Source organism: Streptococcus sanguinis, from assembly GCF_019929225.1.
In the GTDB taxonomy this organism is placed as follows: domain Bacteria; phylum Bacillota; class Bacilli; order Lactobacillales; family Streptococcaceae; genus Streptococcus; species Streptococcus sanguinis_J.
The window spans coordinates 622,075-642,249 of the sequence record NZ_JAHZPA010000001.1; the positions used below are offsets into that span (position 1 = coordinate 622,075).

Here is a 20,175-nt window from a genome sequence, read left to right on the forward strand (position 1 = left end):
TCTGAAGAAGAGGTACAGCTTTATGACAGATAAATTTGCAGAATTTTTAAAAATCGCGTCTCAACTGAACAAGATGGGAATTGTTCCACTGCTGATGGGCTCCTTGGGGCTGGAGCAGGTTACTGGTCAGGACTGGCAGGCGCGGGATATTGATATTCATGTTCATGGTGATGAGCGTGGCTGGGAAGCACCAGATGAAGAGCGTATTTATGATATGGATAAGATTGAGCCAATGATGGAACGTTTGGGCTATCGTTTGGTCGATCTGCACGAGCATGAATTTCAAAAAGAAGATCTATCTATTGAGTTTGGAGCCATGGAAACCTTAGAGGCTTTTTCAGGTGTGCCGCTAGAGAAGCTGACTCGAAAAGAAGTTGAAGGTGTTGAATTTCTACTGCCGACTGCGGAGCAGTTTTTAGCTATCTACCGTGCTTCCTCTCAGGATTCCTACCGAAATGAAAATAACAATCATAAGGATTTTGCTAAGATTGCTTACTTGAAGGAGATGTTAAAAGCAAAGTGATTAAGAAAATAATTAGTGTACTGTTTTCTATTCTCGCATTATTTATTTTGTCAGCATGCAACAACAGTGTAGATCATGATTTAAGTAGTACGGCTATATCAAATATTAGTTCCGTAATAGAAGCTGCAGGACTAGAAGCAGAAGGATACTCTACTGCTGATACTTTTGGCTATCAGGGATTTCCGTTTTACGTTGAAGGAAACAAAAAATTTGTTGATGTCTATGTGGATTTTGAAAAAGATTATGTTCAGGAAACTCCAGTCCTCAGATACAACCCGAGACTTAAAGAAGTTGAGAAGAAAATTTTCTTTGGTTTGGCCAAGAAAAAAGTCTATCGTTTAGAAATGGAGTATGTTTCTGGCGATGACAATTATGATAGACTTGAAGAAGCATACAATAGATTGCTTCAAAGTGATACCTTGACTTCTACATTTTTGAACAAAGATATGATTAGACAGCTTTATATTAAAAACTCAATTGAATTGGACTCCTTTGACTCAAGTTCTTCTTTGGTGCCAAAAGAAGAATATAGTGGCAACCCAGAAACTCATCTTGAAGAGCAAGAGAAAAGGGAAGCAATTTTGAAGAGGGATGTCAAAGAACTAACTCCGTTAATCAAGGAATTAGACCTAAGTAGGGAAAAAAATCTAGATGAAGATGTGATTGTTCGTAATCGCGATATACTCTTAAAAAGAGTTGCTGACAATCATTCGACTTTTAGTATTCATATAAGCGTTGATATAGAACAAGTACGAAAACAAAACCTACAACTAGCTAATGAAGATATTGATAATTGGACAGACTCTGATTTTGAATACTTACTTGCTCAAATACTTCAAATCGATAAACTACCTAGGAATACAGAAGTGGGCTTTGGCATAAGTTACGAAGACAATAAGCATCTGTATGCTTATAAGTCATTCAGCTTCAATAAACAATGATTTTCGAAAGACATTCAGGAATCCTCCTGTCTGTCTTTTTTACTTTGTTTTTGTTATAATGGTCAGAGTGAAAATCTAGAAATATCCAAGGGAGAGTATCATGTCATCATCCTATATCAATGTTATCGGTGCTGGTCTGGCTGGCAGTGAAGCAGCTTACCAGATTGCCAAGCGTGGCATCCCAGTCAAACTCTATGAAATGCGGGGTGTCAAATCAACTCCGCAACACAAAACATCGGACTTTGCAGAACTGGTCTGCTCCAACTCTCTGCGAGGCGATGCGCTGACCAATGCAGTTGGCCTACTAAAAGAAGAAATGCGACGGTTGGACTCGGTCATTTTAAAGTCAGCAGAGGCGACTCGGGTACCAGCAGGTGGTGCCATAGCAGTTGATAGAGAAGGCTTTTCGCAGCTGGTGACGGAGCTAGTGACTAACCATCCATTGATTGAGGTCATTCGCGAAGAAATCACTGAAATTCCAGAGGATGCTATTACAGTCATTGCAACTGGCCCCTTGACCAGTGATACTTTAGCAGAAAAAATCCACACGCTCAATGGAGGCGACGGTTTTTATTTCTACGACGCAGCAGCGCCAATCATTGATGTCAATACCATTGATATGACCAAGGTCTATCTCAAATCCCGCTATGATAAGGGGGAAGCGGCCTATCTCAACGCACCGATGACTAAGCAAGAATTTATGAATTTCCATGATGCTTTGGTCAATGCCGAGGAAGCACCGCTCAATTCCTTTGAAAAAGAAAAATACTTTGAAGGCTGCATGCCTATTGAAGTCATGGCTAAGCGAGGTATCAAAACCATGCTTTATGGTCCGATGAAGCCGGTTGGTTTAGAATATCCAGACGACTACCAAGGACCTCGAGATGGTGAATATAAGACGCCATACGCTGTGGTCCAACTTCGTCAGGACAATGCAGCAGGCAGCCTTTACAACATCGTTGGCTTCCAAACTCATCTCAAGTGGGGGGAGCAAAAGCGGGTCTTTCAAATGATTCCTGGCCTTGAGAATGCAGAATTTGTCCGCTATGGAGTCATGCACCGTAACTCTTATATGGACTCTCCAAATCTGCTGGAACAGACTTTCCGCTCTAAGAAACAGCCAAATCTTTTCTTTGCTGGTCAAATGACTGGGGTTGAGGGATATGTCGAGTCTGCGGCTTCTGGCCTAGTTGCTGGTATCAATGCCGCTCGACTCTTCAAGGGAGAAGAAGCACTTGTTTTTCCAGAAACAACAGCAATCGGCAGCCTGCCACATTATGTTACCCATGCTGATAGCAAGCATTTCCAACCCATGAATGTCAATTTTGGCATTATCAAAGAACTGGACGGCCCTCGGATTCGTGACAAGAAAGAGCGCTATGAGAAGATTGCTGAACGTGCCTTGAAAGATTTACAGCCTTATTTGGATAAATAATCTATTTTCTATCATTATCTAATAAAAATCATTAAAAAGTTAGGAAATCCCTAACTTTTTTGCTTAATTTGTGATATAATAAATAAAAATTTTGAAAATAGAAAGTTTTCTGAAAATGAATAAATCCTATTTTTACCTTGAAATGAAAACACATGAGTTAGTCGTTCCTTATACCAAGCAAAAACGCCGTGTCCGCGTCTTACTTCCAAAAAACTATAGCCAGGACACAAATAAGACGTATCCAGTCGTTTATTTTCACGACGGCCAAAACGTTCTCTATAGCAAGGAGTCTTTCAGCGGCCATTCGTGGAAGGTGATTCCAACAATTAAGCGTAATCCAGACATTGAAAAAATGATTATCGTGGCTATTGACAACGATGGCCAACGGCGCATGAATGAGTATTCAGCTTGGAAGTTCCAAGAGTCCAATATTCCAGGTATTCAGTTTGGAGGCAAGGGAACGGAGTATGCGGAGTTTGTCATGGAAGTCGTCAAACCTTTCATTGACCAGCATTATCGGACCAAGTCGGATCGACTGCATACAGCTATGATTGGTTCCTCTCTTGGGGGAAATATCAGCCAGTTTATTGGCGTTGAATACCAAGATCAGATTGGCTGTCTGGGCATCTTTTCATCAGCTAATTGGCTGCATCAGGAAGCCTTTGACCGTTATATTGAGAGAAAGACACTTCAGGCTGACCAGCGAGTTTTCATTTATGTTGGAACAGAAGAGGCTGATGATACAGATAAGACATTGATGGCTGGTAATATCAAGCAGGCCTATATTGATTCATCGCTCAGCTATTTCCGACAGTTACTTGTATCTGGGGTAGATTTGGCAAATATTCAGATTAAGATCCAGTCTGGAGCTATTCATAATGAAATCGCTTGGGCAGAGCACTTGCCAGACTGTTTCCGTTTTATCAGCGAGAAGTGGTAAGCTAGTCAAACAGTGAGAAAGAGGTAGAAACTATGCATGTAGAATTTTTAAGTCATTGGAGCGGCAACCTAGGCCGTGAAATGTATGTCAATCGCTATGGCCATGCTGGGCTCCCGATTATAGTCTTCGCATCATCAGGCGGCAGCCACAATGAGTATGCTGATTTTGGCATGATTGAAGCCTGTGCAGGTTTTATTGAGGCTGGTAAAGTCCAGTTTTTCACTCTCAGCAGCGTTGATAGTGAGAGTTGGCTGGCGGATTGGAAGCATCCTCACGACCGAGCAGAAATGCATCGTGCCTATGAGCGATATGTCATTGAGGAAGCTATTCCTTTTGTCAAACATAAGACAGGTTGGTTTGACCCTATGATGACGACAGGCTGCTCCATGGGTGCTTATCATGCTATTAATTTCTTCCTGCAGCATCCGGATGTTTTCAATAAAGTGATTGCCCTCAGTGGTGTCTATGATGCACGTTTCTTTGTTGGTGACAATTTGAATGACGAAGTCATTTATCAAAACTCACCAGCTGACTATATCTGGAACCAAAATGATGGCTGGTTTATTGACCGCTATCGACAGGCTGATATTATCGTTTGTACTGGCTTGGGCGACTGGGAGCAGGATGGCCTTCCTTCCTTCTACACGCTGAAAGAAGCTTTTGAGCATAAGAATATTCCAGCTTGGTTTGCTGAATGGGGCCATGATGTTTCCCATGACTGGATTTGGTGGCGTAAGCAAATGCCTTATTTCCTCAATGAACTCAATCTTTAAAGGAGGTTTCCTATGAATTATATCGTTATTTCTCCCTACTATCCACAAAATTTTCAGCAGTTTACTGTAGAACTGGCTAACAAAGGAATTACTGTTCTGGGAATCGGTCAGGAGCCTTATGACCAACTAGACCAGCCTTTGAAGGATTCATTGACCGAATATTTTAGAGTAGAAAATCTTGAAAACCTTGATGAAGTAAAAAGAGCAGTTGCCTTTCTCTTCTACAAACATGGACCTATTGATCGGATTGAGTCACATAATGAATACTGGCTAGAACTGGACGCAGAGTTGCGTGAGCAATTCAATGTCTTTGGAGCAAAACCAAAAGACTTGAAAAAGACCAAGTTCAAATCAGAAATGAAGAAGCTTTTTAAAAAAGCAGGCGTTCCAGTTGTACCGGGCCAGATTGTCAATACAGAAGCTGGAGCTGATTTGGCTGTCAAGAAACTTGGTCTACCTTTGATTGCCAAGCCTGATAATGGAGTGGGGGCAGCTGCGACCTTTAAATTGGAAACAGCAGAAGATGTTGAACGTTTCAAGCAAGAATGGGATCATCAGACAGCTTATTTCTTTGAAAAGTTTGTCCAGTCTGGCGAAATCTGTACTTTTGACGGTTTGGTAGATAAGGACGGTCAGATCGTCTTTTCGACCACCTTTGACTATGCTCATACACCGCTGGATTTGATGATCTATAAGATGGACAATTCCTACTACGTTCTTAAGGATATGGATCCAAAACTGCGTGCTTATGGAGAAGCGATTGTCAAAACCTTCGGCATGAAAGAACGCTTTTTCCATATCGAGTTCTTCCGCGAAGGTGATGATTATGTAGCCATTGAGTACAATAACCGTCCAGCAGGTGGCTTTACCATTGATGTCTATAATTTCGCCCACTCAATCGATCTTTACAGAGGCTATGCAGCGATTGTAGCAGGAGAGCCTTTCCCAGCTGCTCACATGGAGCCACTGTATTGTTTGGCAACCTCGCGCCGTGCATCGACAAACTATGCTTACCCTGAGGCTGACTTGCTGGAGAAATACAGAGATAATTTCAAAGTTAAGAAAGACATGCCAGCCGCTTTTGCAGAGCTGCAAGGTGACTACCTCTATATGCTAACAACACCAAGCCGTGAGCAGATGGAGCAGATGATTGCAGATTTCGCTAAACAGGCGGACTAATCAAAAGCATGCTCTGCTATTATTTTCGTATAACAGTTTCAAAATAGTAAAAACTACTCTAGCACAAAAAGTTTGTGAAATTTCTATTTTGATGTCGGAAACCAGTTTATCCAATGGATTGACTGGTTTTTCTTTGTGAAATGCAAGTGAGCAAAAGTTTTGACAGTGCTTACAGCTTTAGATAGAATTAAGTAGAAGAATTATGCTTAGAAAGGCAAAAAAATGGCAACTTTAGATAAAGATCTTTTATTAGAGATGTTCCGTAAGATGGAAGAAATCCGTCGCATGGACTTAAAAATTGCTCAACTTGTAAAAAAAGGAAAGGTTCCTGGGATGACTCACTTCTCGGTAGGTGAGGAAGCAGCCAATGTCGGTGCTATGCTGGCCTTGAATGAGGATGATTTGCTGACTTCTAATCACCGGGGACACGGTCAAGCTATCGCCAAAGGAATCAACCTCAACGAAATGATGGCTGAAATCCTTGGTAAATACACTGGAACCTGTAAAGGAAAAGGCGGCTCTATGCACATTGCGGACCTAGATGCTGGAAATCTTGGTGCTAATGGTATCGTAGGTGGTGGCATGGGAATTGCTGTCGGAGCAGCTCTGACCCAGCAAATGCAGAAGACAGGTAAGATTGTTGTCTGCTTTTTTGGTGACGGGGCTACCAACGAAGGTGTCTTCCACGAAGCAGTCAACATGGCTTCCATCTGGAATCTACCCGTAATTTTCTATTGTATCAATAACGGCTATGGCATTTCTGCTGATATCAAGAAAATGACCAATGTAGAACACATCCACGAGCGCAGCGCAGCTTATGGCATTCCGGGTATGTTCATCGAAGATGGAAATAATGTTCTGGATGTTTATGAAGGCTTCCAAAAAGCTGTAGAGCATGTTCGCAGCGGTAAAGGACCTGTCTTGATTGAGAGCGTCACTTATCGTTGGTTGGGACACTCTTCTTCTGACCCAGGTAAATACCGTACTCGTGAAGAAGTAGAAGAATGGAAGAAAAAAGATCCAATCGAAAATCTTCGTAAATACTTGCTGGAAAACAAGATTGCAAGCGAGGAAGAGCTGGAAGCTATCCAAGCTGGAGTCAAAGAAGCAGTAGAAGCATCTGTGAAGTTTGCAGAAGAAAGTCCATTCCCGCCGCTTGAATCTGCCTTTGAAGATATTTACGCAGACTAAAGAGAGGAGAAAAAGAAAATGGAAACTAAAACTATGTCTTTTCGTGATACCATCATCCTCGCTATGTCTGAGGAAATGCGTCGCGATGAAAATGTACTCTTGATGGGAGAAGATGTCGGAGTCTTTGGTGGAGATTTCGGAACATCTGTTGGTATGCTGGAAGAGTTCGGGCCAGAGCGTGTACGTGACTGTCCGATTTCAGAAGCAGCTATTTCTGGAGCAGCAGCTGGAGCAGCTATGACAGGGCTGCGTCCAATCGTAGACATGACCTTTATGGACTTCTCTGTAATTGCTATGGATGCTATTGTTAACCAAGCTGCTAAAACGCGCTATATGTTTGGCGGAAAAGGACAAGTGCCAATGACTGTCCGCTGTGCAGCAGGTAATGGAGTTGGTTCAGCGGCTCAACACTCTCAGTCTTTGGAATCTTGGTTTACCCACATTCCAGGTCTTAAGGTTGTGGCACCGGGAACTCCAGCTGACATGAAGGGACTTCTCAAGGCTTCTATCCGAGACAACAACCCAGTCATTATCCTGGAATACAAGTCTGAATTTAACCAAAAAGGTGAAGTGCCACTGGATCCTGAGTATGTAATCCCACTCGGTGTTGGCGAAATCAAAAAAGAAGGTACCGATGTAACAGTTGTTACCTACGGAAAAATGCTTCGCCGTGTCATGCAGGCGGCTGAGGAATTGGTAGAAGAAGGTATCTCTGTAGAAGTGGTTGACCCACGTACATTGGTGCCGCTTGATAAGGATATTATCATCAACTCTGTTAAGAAGACTGGAAAGGTAGTTTTGGTTAATGATGCCCACAAAACTAGCGGTTTCATTGGTGAAATTTCAGCGATTATTTCTGAGTCTGAAGCATTTGACTATCTAGATGCTCCGATCCGCCGTTGTGCAGGTGAAGATGTGCCAATGCCTTATGCACAAAACTTGGAAAACGCGATGATTCCGACCGTTGAAAGCATTAAAGACGCTATTCGGAAGACATATCATAAAGAATAAGGTATAATAAAGAAAAGGCTTTCTTATGAATTATATTACATAAATTATTTTATGTAATATAATCTTGTGTAGAGGGTCAAAGAGTCTTAGAATATTACTAATTGCAGAAAATCGTTATTCAGATTGATTATAGCAGATGAGCTAATTAGTAAGCCTACAAGGTTGATTGCCGATAGCGGTAACCATAATAACTTTAGATACATTTGTATCCAAGTTGCTTGTAGAGTTGCAACAGGAGAGAGTCGAATCGATAATATTCGACGAACGACTTAGTAAGTCTACTAGGTTGGTCGCAGATAGCGGCAACCGTAGTAACTTGAGATATGTTTTGTATCCAAGTTACTTGTAGAGTTGAACACGGGCTAAAGTCTGTGTGAAAAAGATAAACTTTTCTAGAAACTAAACTTTCTTTGTTAAGTTTTCTATTTTCACTTTGACTTTTAACGCCCTAGCATTATGTAATTGAATTCGGACGGAGAACTGCGAAAAAAAGATAAATCTCCTTGGCTTCATCGAAACCTGCGTTGATTTCCTATTTTTCAGTCGCTTTTTACGCCCTTAGTATCATAATTAGAATTGGAGAGGTCATGGCTGATGATAAGCTAAGAGCGACTCCTGCAGCTAGAAAGTTAGCGGATGATTTGGGAATCAACCTCTATGATGTTTCTGGCTCAGGCGCAAACGGTCGTGTCCACAAAGAAGACGTGGAAACTTATAAAGATACAAATGTGGTGCGTATTTCACCACTGGCAAAACGAATTGCCCAAGAACACAATATTGCTTGGCAAGAGATTCAAGGAACTGGCCATCGTGGCAAGATTATGAAGAAGGATGTTCTTGCCTTCTTGCCTGAGAATGTTGAGAGCGATACAATCAAATCTCCTGCTCAAATTGAAAAAGTTGAAGAAGTACCTGATAATGTCACTCCTTATGGTGAGATTGAGCGTATTCCAATGACGCCGATGCGGAAGGTCATTGCTCAGCGAATGGTAGAATCTTACCTGACGGCGCCGACATTCACCCTCAACTATGATGTTGATATGACAGAAATGCTGGCCTTGCGTAAAAAAGTGCTGGATCCAATCATGGAAGCAACTGGCAAAAAAGTAACTGTCACAGACCTGCTTTCGCTGGCTGTTGTGAAGACATTGATGAAGCATCCTTACCTTAACTCGACTTTGACAGAGGATGGCAAGACCATTATCACACACAACTATGTCAACCTTTCAATGGCAGTCGGTATGGATAATGGCCTGATGACACCGGTTGTCTACAATGCAGAGAAAATGACTTTATCAGAGCTTGTGGTAGCCTTTAAAGATGTAATCGGACGTACCTTGGAAGGTAAGTTAGCTCCAAGCGAGCTGCAAAACTCAACCTTCACAATCAGTAACTTGGGTATGTTTGGCGTTCAGTCCTTTGGTCCAATCATTAACCAGCCAAACTCTGCTATCTTAGGAGTGAGCTCAACAGTAGAAAAACCTGTCGTTGTTAATGGTGAAATTGTTATCCGTCCAATTATGAGTCTGGGCTTGACCATTGACCACCGTGTAGTTGACGGAATGGCTGGAGCTAAGTTTATGAAGGACTTGAAGGCTTTGATTGAAGAACCAATTTCAATGTTGGTATAAGATTTTCTTTGCTAGTTTGAGATGCAAAGAAACGAAATACTCAGCAAGTGAAAAATTAAATTAGAAAAGGAAAGAAAAATGGCTTTAGAAGTAATTATGCCAAAAGCCGGCGTGGATATGACCGAAGGGCAAATTGTCCAATGGAATAAGAAAGTCGGCGAATTTGTCAAAGAAGGGGAAATCCTTCTGGAAATTATGACTGACAAGGTCAGCATGGAATTGGAAGCTGAAGAAGACGGCTACCTGATTGCCATCCTTAAAGGTGACGGAGAAACTGTTCCAGTAACGGAAGTCATCGGTTACTTGGGAGAAGAAGGGGAAAATATCCCAACTGCTGGCGGTTCTGCACCTGCGGAAGCACCAGCTCCTACAGCGGCGGCAGCAAGTACAGATGATGATAAGAGTGATGATGCTTACGATATCGTTGTTATCGGTGGCGGACCTGCTGGTTATGTAGCGGCTATCAAAGCAGCCCAGCTGGGTGGCAAGATTGCCTTGGTTGAGAAGTCTGAGCTCGGCGGAACCTGCCTGAACCGTGGCTGTATCCCTACTAAGACTTATTTGCACAATGCTGAAATCATTGAAAACATTGGTCACGCTGCTAACCGCGGTATCATCATCGAAAACCCAAGCTTCTCAGTGGACATGGACAAGGTGCTTGAAACCAAAAATAAGGTTGTTAATACGCTTGTTGGCGGTGTTGCTGGCCTTCTTCGCAGCTATGGCGTAGATGTTCATAAGGGAATTGGTACCATTACTAAAGACAAGAATGTTCTTGTAAACGGCAGCGAGCTGCTAGAAACGAAGAAGATTATCCTTGCTGGTGGTTCAAAAGTCAGCAAGATCAATGTCCCAGGAATGGAATCATCTCTAGTTATGACCAGCGATGATATTCTGGAAATGAACGAAGTGCCTGAAAATCTGGTAATTATCGGTGGTGGTGTTGTCGGTATTGAGCTTGGACAAGCCTTCATGACATTTGGCTCAAAAGTCACCGTTATCGAAATGATGGACCGTATCGTACCCGCTATGGATGCTGAAGTCTCTAAAAACCTTCGCCTCATCTTGGAGCGCAAGGGTATGAAAATTCTGACTGAAACTAAGTTGGAAGAAATCGTCGAAGAAAATGGCAAACTCCGTATCAAGGTTGAAGGGAAAGAAGATATTGTTGCAGATAAGGCTCTGCTGTCTATCGGACGTGTGCCAGACCTAGAAGGCATCGGTGAGGTTGAGTTCGAACTGGATCGCGGCCGTATCAAGGTCAATGAGTACATGGAAACTTCTGTTCCAGGTATTTACGCACCAGGTGATATCAATGGTACTAAGATGCTGGCTCATGCAGCCTTCCGTATGGGTGAAGTTGCTGCTGAAAATGCACTGAAGGGTAACCACCATGTTGCTAAACTCAATCTGACGCCTGCAGCTATCTACACCCTGCCAGAAGTAGCAGCAGTTGGTTTGACAGAAGAGCAAGCTCGTGAGAAATATGATGTAGCAATTGGTAAGTTCAACTTCGCTGCTAACGGCCGTGCTATCGCTTCAGATGCAGCTCAAGGCTTCGTTAAAGTCATCGCTGACAAGAAGTATGGTGAAGTCCTCGGTGTTCATATCATTGGTCCTGCAGCGGCAGAATTAATCAATGAAGCATCAACCATCATCGAAATGGAAATCACCGTAGAAGAAATGCTTAAGACCATTCACGGTCATCCAACCTTCTCAGAAGTTATGTACGAAGCATTTGCGGACGTACTGGGATTAGCAGTTCACTCACCTAAGAAAAAATAATTTAAAAGATATATTAGACTGGGCATAAATCATTGTTCCAGTCTCTATCGTATAAAGAGGTAGCTTATGAAATACATTGTTAACTACTCAAATGATACAGCTTTTAATATCGCTTTGGAGGAATATGCTTTCAAACACCTCTTAGATGAGGATGAAATTTTCCTGCTCTGGATTAACAAACCCTCTATCATCGTGGGTCGCCACCAAAACACTATCGAAGAAATCAACCGTGATTATGTTCGTGAGCATGGCATTGAAGTTGTACGTCGTATCAGTGGTGGAGGAGCTGTTTATCATGATCTGAACAACCTCAACTACACCATTATCTCCAAGGAAAGCGAAGATCGTGCTTTTGACTTCAAGAGTTTCTCTACGCCAGTTATTAATACCTTGGCAGAGCTTGGGGTAAAGGCTGAATTTACTGGACGTAATGACCTGGAAATTGACGGTAAGAAGTTCTGTGGCAATGCTCAGGCCTATATTAACGGCCGTATCATGCACCATGGTTGCTTACTCTTTGATGTTGATTTGTCTGTCTTGGCCAATGCGCTTAAGGTTTCTAAAGACAAGTTCGAATCAAAAGGAGTTAAATCTGTCCGTGCACGCGTGACAAATATTGTCAATGAATTGCCAGAAAAGATTACCGTCGAAGAATTCCGCGACCTGCTTCTGGACTATATGAAGAAAGAATATCCAGAAATGACAGAGTATGTCTTCTCTGAGAAAGAACTGGAAGAAATCAAGCAAATCAGAGATAGCAAGTTTGGAACTTGGGACTGGAACTACGGTAAATCACCTGAATACAATGTGCGCCGTGGCACCAAGTTTACCAGCGGTAAGGTAGAAATCTTTGCCAATGTTGTTGAATCTAAGATTCAGGATATTAAAATCTATGGAGACTTCTTTGGTATTGAAGACGTAGCAGCAGTAGAGGATGTGCTGCGCGGTGTTAAATACGAACGCGAAGATGTCCTTGAAGCTCTTGAAACGATTGATATTAGCCGCTACTTTGCTGGAATCAGCAGAGAAGAGATTGCCGAAGCAATCGTCGGTTAAAAATATGACATAAAGAAAACCAAGCTCTCGAAGAGTTTGGTTTTTTATGTAAACAGTATATTTCAAATCAACAACATTCTTACGTTTCCTTAACCAGCTAGTTTTCTCTAGGCTTTATCTACCAGATATGATAAAATGATAGGGAATTAGAGAAAGGGGTGTCTTGATGCAGAAAGTTCCAGTAGAAAGCCTTGGTCTGTTTGAGCAGTTGGACCGCACAGTTGTAGCTTTTCTGAAGAAAAAACCATCTCCTAATCCAGACAACTTTTATGTTAGCATATCTGCAGAAGATTATGAGAAAAAGAATGAAGAATTTGAAAAATCAGGCTATCAAGCCGTGAAATTGCCGCTTGGTATGGCGTTAGATAATGTCATTCAGCAACCTTCTTTCCAAAACCTAGTCATTGGTGGGCTCTACATGGTAGATATCTTCGTTCCCAAGGAAGATCTGCTGCCCTTAAAGGATCTTGTTGACAGCTTTTGCATCATGTTTGCAGCAGCTAATAATCGAATAGAGAATATCAAGGCTTACGATCTGATGAAGAGTAAGACGGTTTACTTTATAGGGAAACTCTTCACAGATAATCCTCAGCCAGGCGACGAAATTAGCTTCGAAGGATTGAATAGAGAGACAGCAGAAGGCTCCTACGAAGCGGTCAAATGCTTCCTAACTAGAGAAAGCGCTGAAAAGTACAACTCTAAAAATCGACCAATTACCGCAGCAAATCTAGAACATCTCAAGCACTTCTGGGGCAAACCGCTGATTGTTGAACCCCATCGTAACTATTGGATTGAATTTTTATAAGAAAAAGAGCGAAGTATCTAAAATAGATTTTTCGCTCTTTTGTTTTGTTTGCATATTTTAAATTATGTAATATTATAATTTGTCCAAAGCGTTCTTTTGTTCATCATTGACAATGTGGGTGTAGAGGTCTGTTACCTGAGTGCTAGCATGCCCTAGCTGGTGGCTGACGAGAACTTGAGATTTGGTTGCATCGTATAAACGTGTAGCAAGCGTGTGGCGGAGCTTGTGAGGCGTCACTCGCACCTTGAAGTCCTCAGAATACTTGGCTACCATTTTTTCGACACTGGAAGCATCGATTCGATTAGGAGTGCCGCGGTATTCAGTCAAAAAGAAGGCTGTATCAGTCTTTTCGGCTTTGTATCGCTTGCTTCGAATACTCAGGTACTCCTCTAAATAGGACTTGGCAAAAGCAGCAACATTGACAGAGTCCCTTTTCCCGCCTTTTCTTGTCACTTCAATGACCATCATCTTTAGATTGATGTCTTTCAGGTCTAGATTAACAGCTTCAGACAGACGAACACCAGAGGCAAGCAGCAAGGCAATGATGGCTAAATCTCGTTCCTTGTTCTTGTTAAAAGAAGACAGGGCGCGATTAGAGAGCTTCTTAGGGTACTCCGTATCAATATACTGGAGGAATTCTTCTGTCTCATCTCCTAAAAAGAGCTTCTGCTTAATATTCTCTGCACGAGCAGCCAGAGTTTCCTTTTTCTTCTTAGTAGCAACCTTTTTCATCACATTTCGATAGAAGTAGGGCTCACCCTGCTCGTTTTCAACTTCCTCAGTCAAATATTTGTAGAGGCTTGACAAAGCCGAAAGAGTTCGATTGATGGTTGTCTGGGAAACACCGTTTTGCGTCGTATTAGCATTTAGAAGCGGCCGCTCGCGCAGATAAAGAATAAAGGCTTCCATGTCTTTCTTGGTCATGTTTTCCAAGACCGAAAGAGGAATCTCAGCAATATGCGAAGCATCGGTAATACCAGATTCTAGCACCCAGTTAAAAAAGCGATCATATTCTTTGAGATATTCGTATAAGGTTGTAAAACTATAAGGCACCGCCAGCTTAGACTGGTAATATTCCAGGATGTACCAGGGCATAGTGGCTTTGAGTTTATCAATTCTTTCTAATAACAGTTCACGTCTCATCACATTTCTCCGTTTTTTCTATAACAGTAGTATAGCATATCTAGATATATTTTTCAAGAAAATTATAGTTTTTCGGAAAGATTATAGAGGGAAGTAAGAAATCTTTTTCAATAAAACAAATAACTAAAAATTTTTTTCGGGCAAAAATCGGTCCAAAATGTACTTTATTTAAGTGAAAACTAAAAATTTTTCAAATGTACATTTTATATAGAAAAAACACTTTTTATTTAAAGTGTTTTTATTTATCTATATCTTTTTAAACTCTACAAAGTGTTCTTGCTTTCTTCTGTAGCCTTTGCAAATGGAACACGCCCTTTTATTTCGTTTTTTGTATGCCATTCTTTCTTTTACTTGAATTTTGTAACGGTGATTAAGGTTTTCTTGACATATCCACCATACAGACATATTACTTAACTCTGTAATTTCAGTTGGACTTGCTATCAAGAAATTATTTAGATAATCCCACTCATTCATTAGGCTTTGTTGCGTTGTTGCTAGATCGTTAAACCCTTTTAATACTTTTTGATTCCTACAGTATGGACAAGAATTTTCTCTGTAAAATTTTTCTTTAATAACTTGCTGATATTCTCCATTGCATACAGGGCATTTCCACCATGCGTTATATGTTGAATTTGCCCTTACAGAAGACATTTCTTGTTTATTTAATGATGACCATTCTTTAATTAACCAAGGATGTGTTGTTTCAAGATCATTATAACCTTTTGCAGTCTTTTTAAAAGAACAATATGGACAACAATGGATTTATACCTAACCAGCGAAATATAAATGAAGCAAATCCCAATGGTATTGATATTATACTCGGAGCGGAGGTTTCCCTTGCCAAACTTTTAGTGTAGCAGGAAAACGAGCTGGTTTAAATGATGAACGTGGGCAACTATATATTCAAATGAGTCGCTTTATTCAACATTCTCAAGGTTTTTGTTGCTGAGAATGTGGATGGTATCTGCAATTCTCGAAACAAAAACCTTGAGAATGTTGATGCAATAGCACTTGAGATTATTATGGAACATTTCAAACAAATTGGCTATGACGTTCAATTTAATGTACTAGATGCAGCGGATTATGGCGTCCCTCAATCAAGACGACGTGTAATTATAGTTGGAATCCGAAATGATATAGGTGATAATGAGAAAATCTATTACCCAGAACCTACTCATGTTGGAAATCCAAGAACCGCATTTGATGCGTTAGAAGATATTTGGGAACTATTTAATACCAATCAAATTGCTAATCATAATAGGAATAGCGTATCCCATGCAAAATTTTATGGAGACGATATAAAAAGACAGGGTAATAACCAAATCCCCAAAAATGCTCCTGCTCCTACAATTCGTGCAGAACATCATGGAAATATCGAGGCACACTACAACACCGATCCTAACTATGTCAATAACCCAAATGATCATGAAGACAAGAAAGGTTGGAGAAGATTAACTGTAAGAGAATGTGCTCGATTACAATCTTTTCCAGATAACTTTATATTTAATACAAGCGCTTCCTCGGCTTATAAAGCAATCGGAAATGCAGTACCTCCTATTCTTGCATGGCATATAGCTCAGGCGGTAATATATTCGCTTCATTTAATTGAAAATTAACTAACACTTCTATTTTATGCTGTTTTTAATAAATTATCAATACTGAATTAAAAAAATGGATGTATATTAGCATCCATTTTTTACATTCAATTGTTTGTAAGTTTTCTCATCAAGATAAATTGCTATCTTCATCCCATAATTTAGCATCATCTGGAAAAATGAAATCATGTGTCTTGAAATACTCTTCTCTTACCACATCTACCCACTTATTTATCATGTTTGTTGCTACTAGAAGAGCATCACCAGATGAATATACGGTTAAAAGCAAACTTATAAGTTGTGCTAAAGTAATTGCGGAGTGCTCACATGGAGTAGTTAATCCATAATCAGTATGTTCAACAGTTCGAATATGTCGTATTTTTTTTGATAAATATAAAATCCAGCGTTCCATTTTAATCTTATTAATTTTCATACCTTACAAAGCAACGACCATATTTTTACTAGTTCGATTTTTGAAATTTTTCACAATAAATAAACTCTGAATTATTTTATCCTGTTTCGGTTTGTTATATGTGATATAATATAGATAGAGAGAGTGCTGATTTATGAAGCACCTTTCAGGAAATGTAAAATATGTTAAGGAAAAATAATATCCAAAAATGAAAAATAAGCTTTTTAAAGACATTCCTGATCAAAGAAAAATTCAATCTCAAAGAGGACTTAAACGCATCAATGAGTCAATATTTGATGAGTATATAAAACAGAATAATTATTTTAATGCTATTAATGGTTTTGAAACACTTTTTTTGAGTGATAAAGAATCTAAAATTTACCATAAAAATATTTCTTTTAATGATTTTAGACGAGTGTATAATCTAGATAAGCAAATTTCTAAGGAATTATATAAGCAACTAGCTTTAGTTGAATTAGCACTTAGTTTTAGTATTTCTTATCATTTAAGTAAGTCTTATTTTGGTAATTTTAGTACAATTACTTCAAATTTAAACACTTTCTACCTTGATATTAGTCATTATTCTATTCCTAATCAAAATTCTGGTCCAGCACATTTAATTAATTATTTTTATAACTATGATATTGAAAAAAATGAAGTATACAATAGCCATAAATTTTTTAAAAAATATGTCCAGAAAGACGTTTTTGCGCATAATGTCGATTTCACTGGTACTTGTACTTATCATAGTAGATTAGGTAATCAGATATTATTTTTTGATGGAGAATTTAGAGGAAAATTTAGAGGTGTCGAAAAAAACAGATTCAAAGGAAAATTTGTAGTTGATTCAGCACAGTCTTCAGCTTTGCAAAACTTGTCTAATAATCAACAATTAACAAATTTTAGAATGAACGGATGCACTGGAGACTTTATTAGCTTAAGTTACAGCGATTACTGCAAATTTAAGTACCCATATGTAGCAAAATATGAATATCCACCTATATGGGTAGTTATTAACACTTTGATGCTAAATGATTTAATTGTACTATTTTTAGGTCTAGACTCTACTATTCAAAATAATATTATGAAAGATTTAGGTTTTGTAGGGAGTCCATCTTCTAAGAAAGAAGAGTTTATAAATTATCTTGAAATAATGAGAGAAGCTAGAAATTGTGTTGCACACTATGGTCTAATTTCTCGAATTCGAACTCCTGAAAATTTGATTCTAAATACTAATTTAGTTCGTCGCCTAAAACTGAAACCTAAAATTAAAAATTCTAATGATTTAAAGAAAATTGCTTTATTTGATATATTGAAAGTACTAAACGAGGTTACCTTATTCGATGTTAGAAGAATCAGAAAAATATTTTTAATATATTTTTTGAAAAATATTTTTCAGTTAAAATGGAAAATTAACAAAAATTTTCTAAAAAGAGTGCAATAAAAGTGTTGACAATAGTATACGATACTGATATAATGTTCACATAATTGAATTGCCGAGACGGCGTGAGTGCCTTAGTGATGGGTACTCTAAATGAAGCTCCAAATTTATTGGAGCTTTTTTATATTCAACCAGCGTATATACTGGGAGATCTGATTGAGGGCTGTTAATTATTATTAACTGCATTGCTTAGATATTTAATTCGTAAAGTGAACGCCACCTCGAATACGCACCATCAGTAAAACCGTTCTTCATTAGAGTAATGATCTCTAAAAATTGTTGGAGACCTCTTCCGTGTATATATTTCAAGGCTGTGTATTTATGAATAGATTTTTCTCTCTCCTTATTATCAATTTTATTTACATAATCAGAGTAATCCTTTATAGCTTCAAAAACCATCATATACATTGTCTCTGAGGCTGTGAAGGCTTTGAACCATTCTTGATTTATTCTTGCGACTATTTCAGCTTCCTCACATCTGAACAAAAGTGTATTTTCGTACATTACACTCTTGGCATTGGCTACTAATTGATTTGAAGTATCGTTAATCATCTCTAGTAATAATTCCGAAAAATCTGCCTTCTAATTATACCATCAATAAAATATAAATATAAAGCATGCTCTTACACAAGATACGCTCATATTTTTAAAATGTACAATTGAACCACCACTTCTTCTGCTGTTACTAGAGTAAAAAATGTACAAATCAATTTCTCAGATTAGAGGATATTATGTACTAGAAAACATACAAAATACCACTCCAAAATAATGTACAAAACAAAAATAAAGTACACTTTTTAAAGAATGTACTTTATACTTCTAATTCAGTTATATCAATGGTTTAGTTCATGTTAAGTCAATTGTACATAAATTTTTAGTTTAAACTTTACTACAAAATAGATAATAAAAACAAGACAAAATTGAGAAATTAAACTCTGTCTTGTTTCACTAAAACTTATTCTTCTAATTCGATTTTTTGAAAATAATCCAGTTGCCATTTTTGTATTGCCTGAGCTGTTTTATTTAAATTGCTGCACCAGGACGTATAAAACCGCATAGCCATCTTTCCTTTACAATCCTTTGTAGAGAGAATTTTTTTACTGATAGCCACCTCTTTGGGAATGATAAATATACCGCAATGACGGTCGTCGATGACGACAATAACCAGTTCATTACCCAAGTCTTTATCAGTATAAGGAATATTCTTGTTGTCTTGGTCTTTTTTCCAAAAGACTGTAAAGTAGCCTTCTTTTTTAGGTGTTTTCTTTGCCAAACGACATCTTTTATATTCTTGATCATCCTTTGGCTTAATCAAAATGCTTTCATAGTCTTCATTCCATTTTTCATTTATCAGATCAAAGTCACCATAATACCTATGAAGAATGTCTGTCATTTTCATTGTTTTATCGCCTTTCTAATTTTTTACCAAAATTAAATTATGTAAAAAATATTGGTTGAGGTTTAGGTTTATTCCATCAAAAACTTCCTAATCAATTCGACGACTTGCTTATTTTGCGGCAAGGAAGAATGGTGTGCATCCTTGCCCGTAATGATTACCTCTCTGTGTGAAGCAATCTTTCCTTTGTAAATCAAGCTCCCAGCCTCTACACTGCTTTTATGAACAATTCCGTCACCATCTCGGAAAAAGATTCCCAAAATTGACAAATGCTGTAGCTTCTTAGGTAATTTTCCTTGGTTTGCTACAAAGTCATCCAACATCTCAGCTCGATGATTGAGATTTTTCTTATTCAGATTATATGGACTGCCAATAGTCAGAAGCTTTTCCATCTCTAGCCCAGAGTGGTTTGCAAGGTATTGCTGCAGGAATACTGTATAAATTAAACCACCATTAGAATGCCCCAGCGCCTTAAAGCTGTCAAAAGAATATTTCTCTCGCAAAAAAGTCAAGGCAGCGTCAAACATGGCCGCCTGCTGCTTGATGTTTTCATAACCATCGCGATTATTTTGAAAGCCAACCACAAAAATGGGATTTCTATCCTTCCGCTTCAAATGCCCTCGATAAGTCATATGTCCGTCATTCCAGACTTTAATACGGACTAGGCTATGACGCGAATGCTGATTGCGGTTGAGTTTTTTAACCATTCGATTAAATCGATTCTCCGTTGCAGAGCTACCTGGAATCATGATAATCGGGCTGATTTTTACCTTGCTGGCAGGTAGATGAGAAATAGGGTGGGAAGGCAGCTTATTCAATAATTTTTGAAAGGTTTTAGCAAGTCTATGAATTAATTGAGTCAAAAAAGGCTTCATTCTAGTCTCCGTATCTGATATTTCCAAAAACAAGCCACATAAC

Annotated in this window: 19 protein-coding genes and 1 pseudogene; 14 read left to right on the forward strand and 6 right to left on the reverse strand. The window is 39.1% G+C overall.

Annotated features, from left to right (window positions below; translation table 11 throughout):
- Positions 1-22: 22 nt before the first annotated feature.
- The 12 genes from K1I80_RS03180 (at position 23) to K1I80_RS03235 (ending at position 13,270) form a co-directional block, all read left to right on the forward strand.
- Complete coding sequence (locus K1I80_RS03180; protein ID WP_223312910.1) at positions 23-523, forward strand: phosphoribosylanthranilate isomerase; 501 nt, start codon at positions 23-25, stop codon at positions 521-523.
- Positions 520-1,464 (forward strand): hypothetical protein, encoded by a 945-nt coding sequence (locus tag K1I80_RS03185; protein ID WP_223312909.1) that lies wholly within the window; start codon positions 520-522, stop codon positions 1,462-1,464. The genes K1I80_RS03180 and K1I80_RS03185 overlap by 4 nt, the downstream gene beginning before the upstream one ends.
- A 100-nt stretch (positions 1,465-1,564) precedes the next feature.
- The gene (gene trmFO, locus K1I80_RS03190) at positions 1,565-2,899 is read left to right on the forward strand and encodes a methylenetetrahydrofolate--tRNA-(uracil(54)-C(5))-methyltransferase (FADH(2)-oxidizing) TrmFO (RefSeq protein ID WP_223312908.1); all 1,335 of its coding nucleotides are present in this window, start codon (positions 1,565-1,567) and stop codon (positions 2,897-2,899) included.
- Between the two features lie 115 nt (positions 2,900-3,014).
- Positions 3,015-3,839 carry an alpha/beta hydrolase gene (locus tag K1I80_RS03195; RefSeq protein ID WP_223312907.1) on the forward strand — a complete coding sequence of 275 codons (825 nt, stop codon included), beginning with the start codon at positions 3,015-3,017 and terminating at the stop codon, positions 3,837-3,839.
- 32 nt (positions 3,840-3,871) lie between these two features.
- Positions 3,872-4,612 carry an esterase family protein gene (locus tag K1I80_RS03200; protein WP_223312906.1) on the forward strand — a complete coding sequence of 247 codons (741 nt, stop codon included), beginning with the start codon at positions 3,872-3,874 and terminating at the stop codon, positions 4,610-4,612.
- A 12-nt stretch (positions 4,613-4,624) separates the two neighbouring features.
- On the forward strand, positions 4,625-5,791 hold the full coding sequence (locus tag K1I80_RS03205; protein WP_002909733.1) for an ATP-grasp domain-containing protein: 1,167 nt from the start codon (positions 4,625-4,627) through the stop codon (positions 5,789-5,791).
- A gap of 222 nt (positions 5,792-6,013) precedes the next feature.
- The gene (locus K1I80_RS03210) at positions 6,014-6,982 is read left to right on the forward strand and encodes a thiamine pyrophosphate-dependent dehydrogenase E1 component subunit alpha (RefSeq protein ID WP_002906568.1); all 969 of its coding nucleotides are present in this window, start codon (positions 6,014-6,016) and stop codon (positions 6,980-6,982) included.
- Positions 6,983-7,000: 18 nt separating this feature from the next.
- Entirely contained in the window at positions 7,001-7,993 is a 993-nt protein-coding gene (locus K1I80_RS03215; protein ID WP_223312905.1) for an alpha-ketoacid dehydrogenase subunit beta, read from the forward strand.
- A 587-nt stretch (positions 7,994-8,580) separates the two neighbouring features.
- Complete coding sequence (locus K1I80_RS03220) at positions 8,581-9,624, forward strand: dihydrolipoamide acetyltransferase (protein WP_223312904.1); 1,044 nt, start codon at positions 8,581-8,583, stop codon at positions 9,622-9,624.
- Between the two features lie 78 nt (positions 9,625-9,702).
- On the forward strand, positions 9,703-11,409 hold the full coding sequence (gene lpdA, locus K1I80_RS03225; protein WP_223312903.1) for a dihydrolipoyl dehydrogenase: 1,707 nt from the start codon (positions 9,703-9,705) through the stop codon (positions 11,407-11,409).
- 66 nt (positions 11,410-11,475) lie between these two features.
- The gene (locus tag K1I80_RS03230) at positions 11,476-12,465 is read left to right on the forward strand and encodes a lipoate--protein ligase (RefSeq protein WP_223312902.1); all 990 of its coding nucleotides are present in this window, start codon (positions 11,476-11,478) and stop codon (positions 12,463-12,465) included.
- Positions 12,466-12,631: 166 nt separating this feature from the next.
- Positions 12,632-13,270 (forward strand): hypothetical protein, encoded by a 639-nt coding sequence (locus K1I80_RS03235; protein WP_223313123.1) that lies wholly within the window; start codon positions 12,632-12,634, stop codon positions 13,268-13,270.
- Between the two features lie 72 nt (positions 13,271-13,342).
- Here the strand turns inward: K1I80_RS03235 and xerS are convergent, their stop codons facing one another.
- Positions 13,343-14,413, reverse strand: coding sequence for a tyrosine recombinase XerS (gene xerS / locus K1I80_RS03240; RefSeq protein WP_125356346.1), 1,071 nt, complete (start codon positions 14,411-14,413; stop codon positions 13,343-13,345).
- A gap of 246 nt (positions 14,414-14,659) precedes the next feature.
- The gene (locus K1I80_RS12075; protein WP_223339004.1) at positions 14,660-15,175 is read right to left on the reverse strand and encodes a zinc-ribbon domain-containing protein; all 516 of its coding nucleotides are present in this window, start codon (positions 15,173-15,175) and stop codon (positions 14,660-14,662) included.
- 124 nt (positions 15,176-15,299) lie between these two features.
- Here K1I80_RS12075 and K1I80_RS03250 point away from each other — a divergent pair.
- A pseudogene (locus tag K1I80_RS03250) lies at positions 15,300-16,029 on the forward strand (DNA cytosine methyltransferase); the annotation flags it as partial.
- A gap of 109 nt (positions 16,030-16,138) precedes the next feature.
- On the opposite strand, the gene K1I80_RS03255 reads toward K1I80_RS03250, so the two are convergent.
- Positions 16,139-16,420 (reverse strand): hypothetical protein, encoded by a 282-nt coding sequence (locus K1I80_RS03255; RefSeq protein WP_223312901.1) that lies wholly within the window; start codon positions 16,418-16,420, stop codon positions 16,139-16,141.
- 208 nt (positions 16,421-16,628) lie between these two features.
- Here K1I80_RS03255 and K1I80_RS03260 point away from each other — a divergent pair, with 208 nt between their 5' ends.
- Positions 16,629-17,864: an Abi family protein gene (locus K1I80_RS03260; protein WP_223312900.1), complete on the forward strand. Its 1,236-nt coding sequence runs from the start codon at positions 16,629-16,631 to the stop codon at positions 17,862-17,864.
- Between the two features lie 186 nt (positions 17,865-18,050).
- On the opposite strand, the gene K1I80_RS03265 is transcribed toward K1I80_RS03260, so the two are convergent.
- The 3 genes from K1I80_RS03265 to K1I80_RS03275 form a co-directional block, all read right to left on the reverse strand.
- Positions 18,051-18,365: a DUF5677 domain-containing protein gene (locus tag K1I80_RS03265; RefSeq protein WP_223312899.1), complete on the reverse strand. Its 315-nt coding sequence runs from the start codon at positions 18,363-18,365 to the stop codon at positions 18,051-18,053.
- 451 nt (positions 18,366-18,816) lie between these two features.
- Entirely contained in the window at positions 18,817-19,260 is a 444-nt protein-coding gene (locus K1I80_RS03270; protein ID WP_223312898.1) for a MepB family protein, read from the reverse strand.
- A gap of 68 nt (positions 19,261-19,328) precedes the next feature.
- A complete protein-coding gene (locus tag K1I80_RS03275; protein ID WP_223312897.1) occupies positions 19,329-20,132 on the reverse strand; it encodes an alpha/beta hydrolase in 804 nt (267 codons plus the stop codon).
- Positions 20,133-20,175 lie beyond the last annotated feature (43 nt).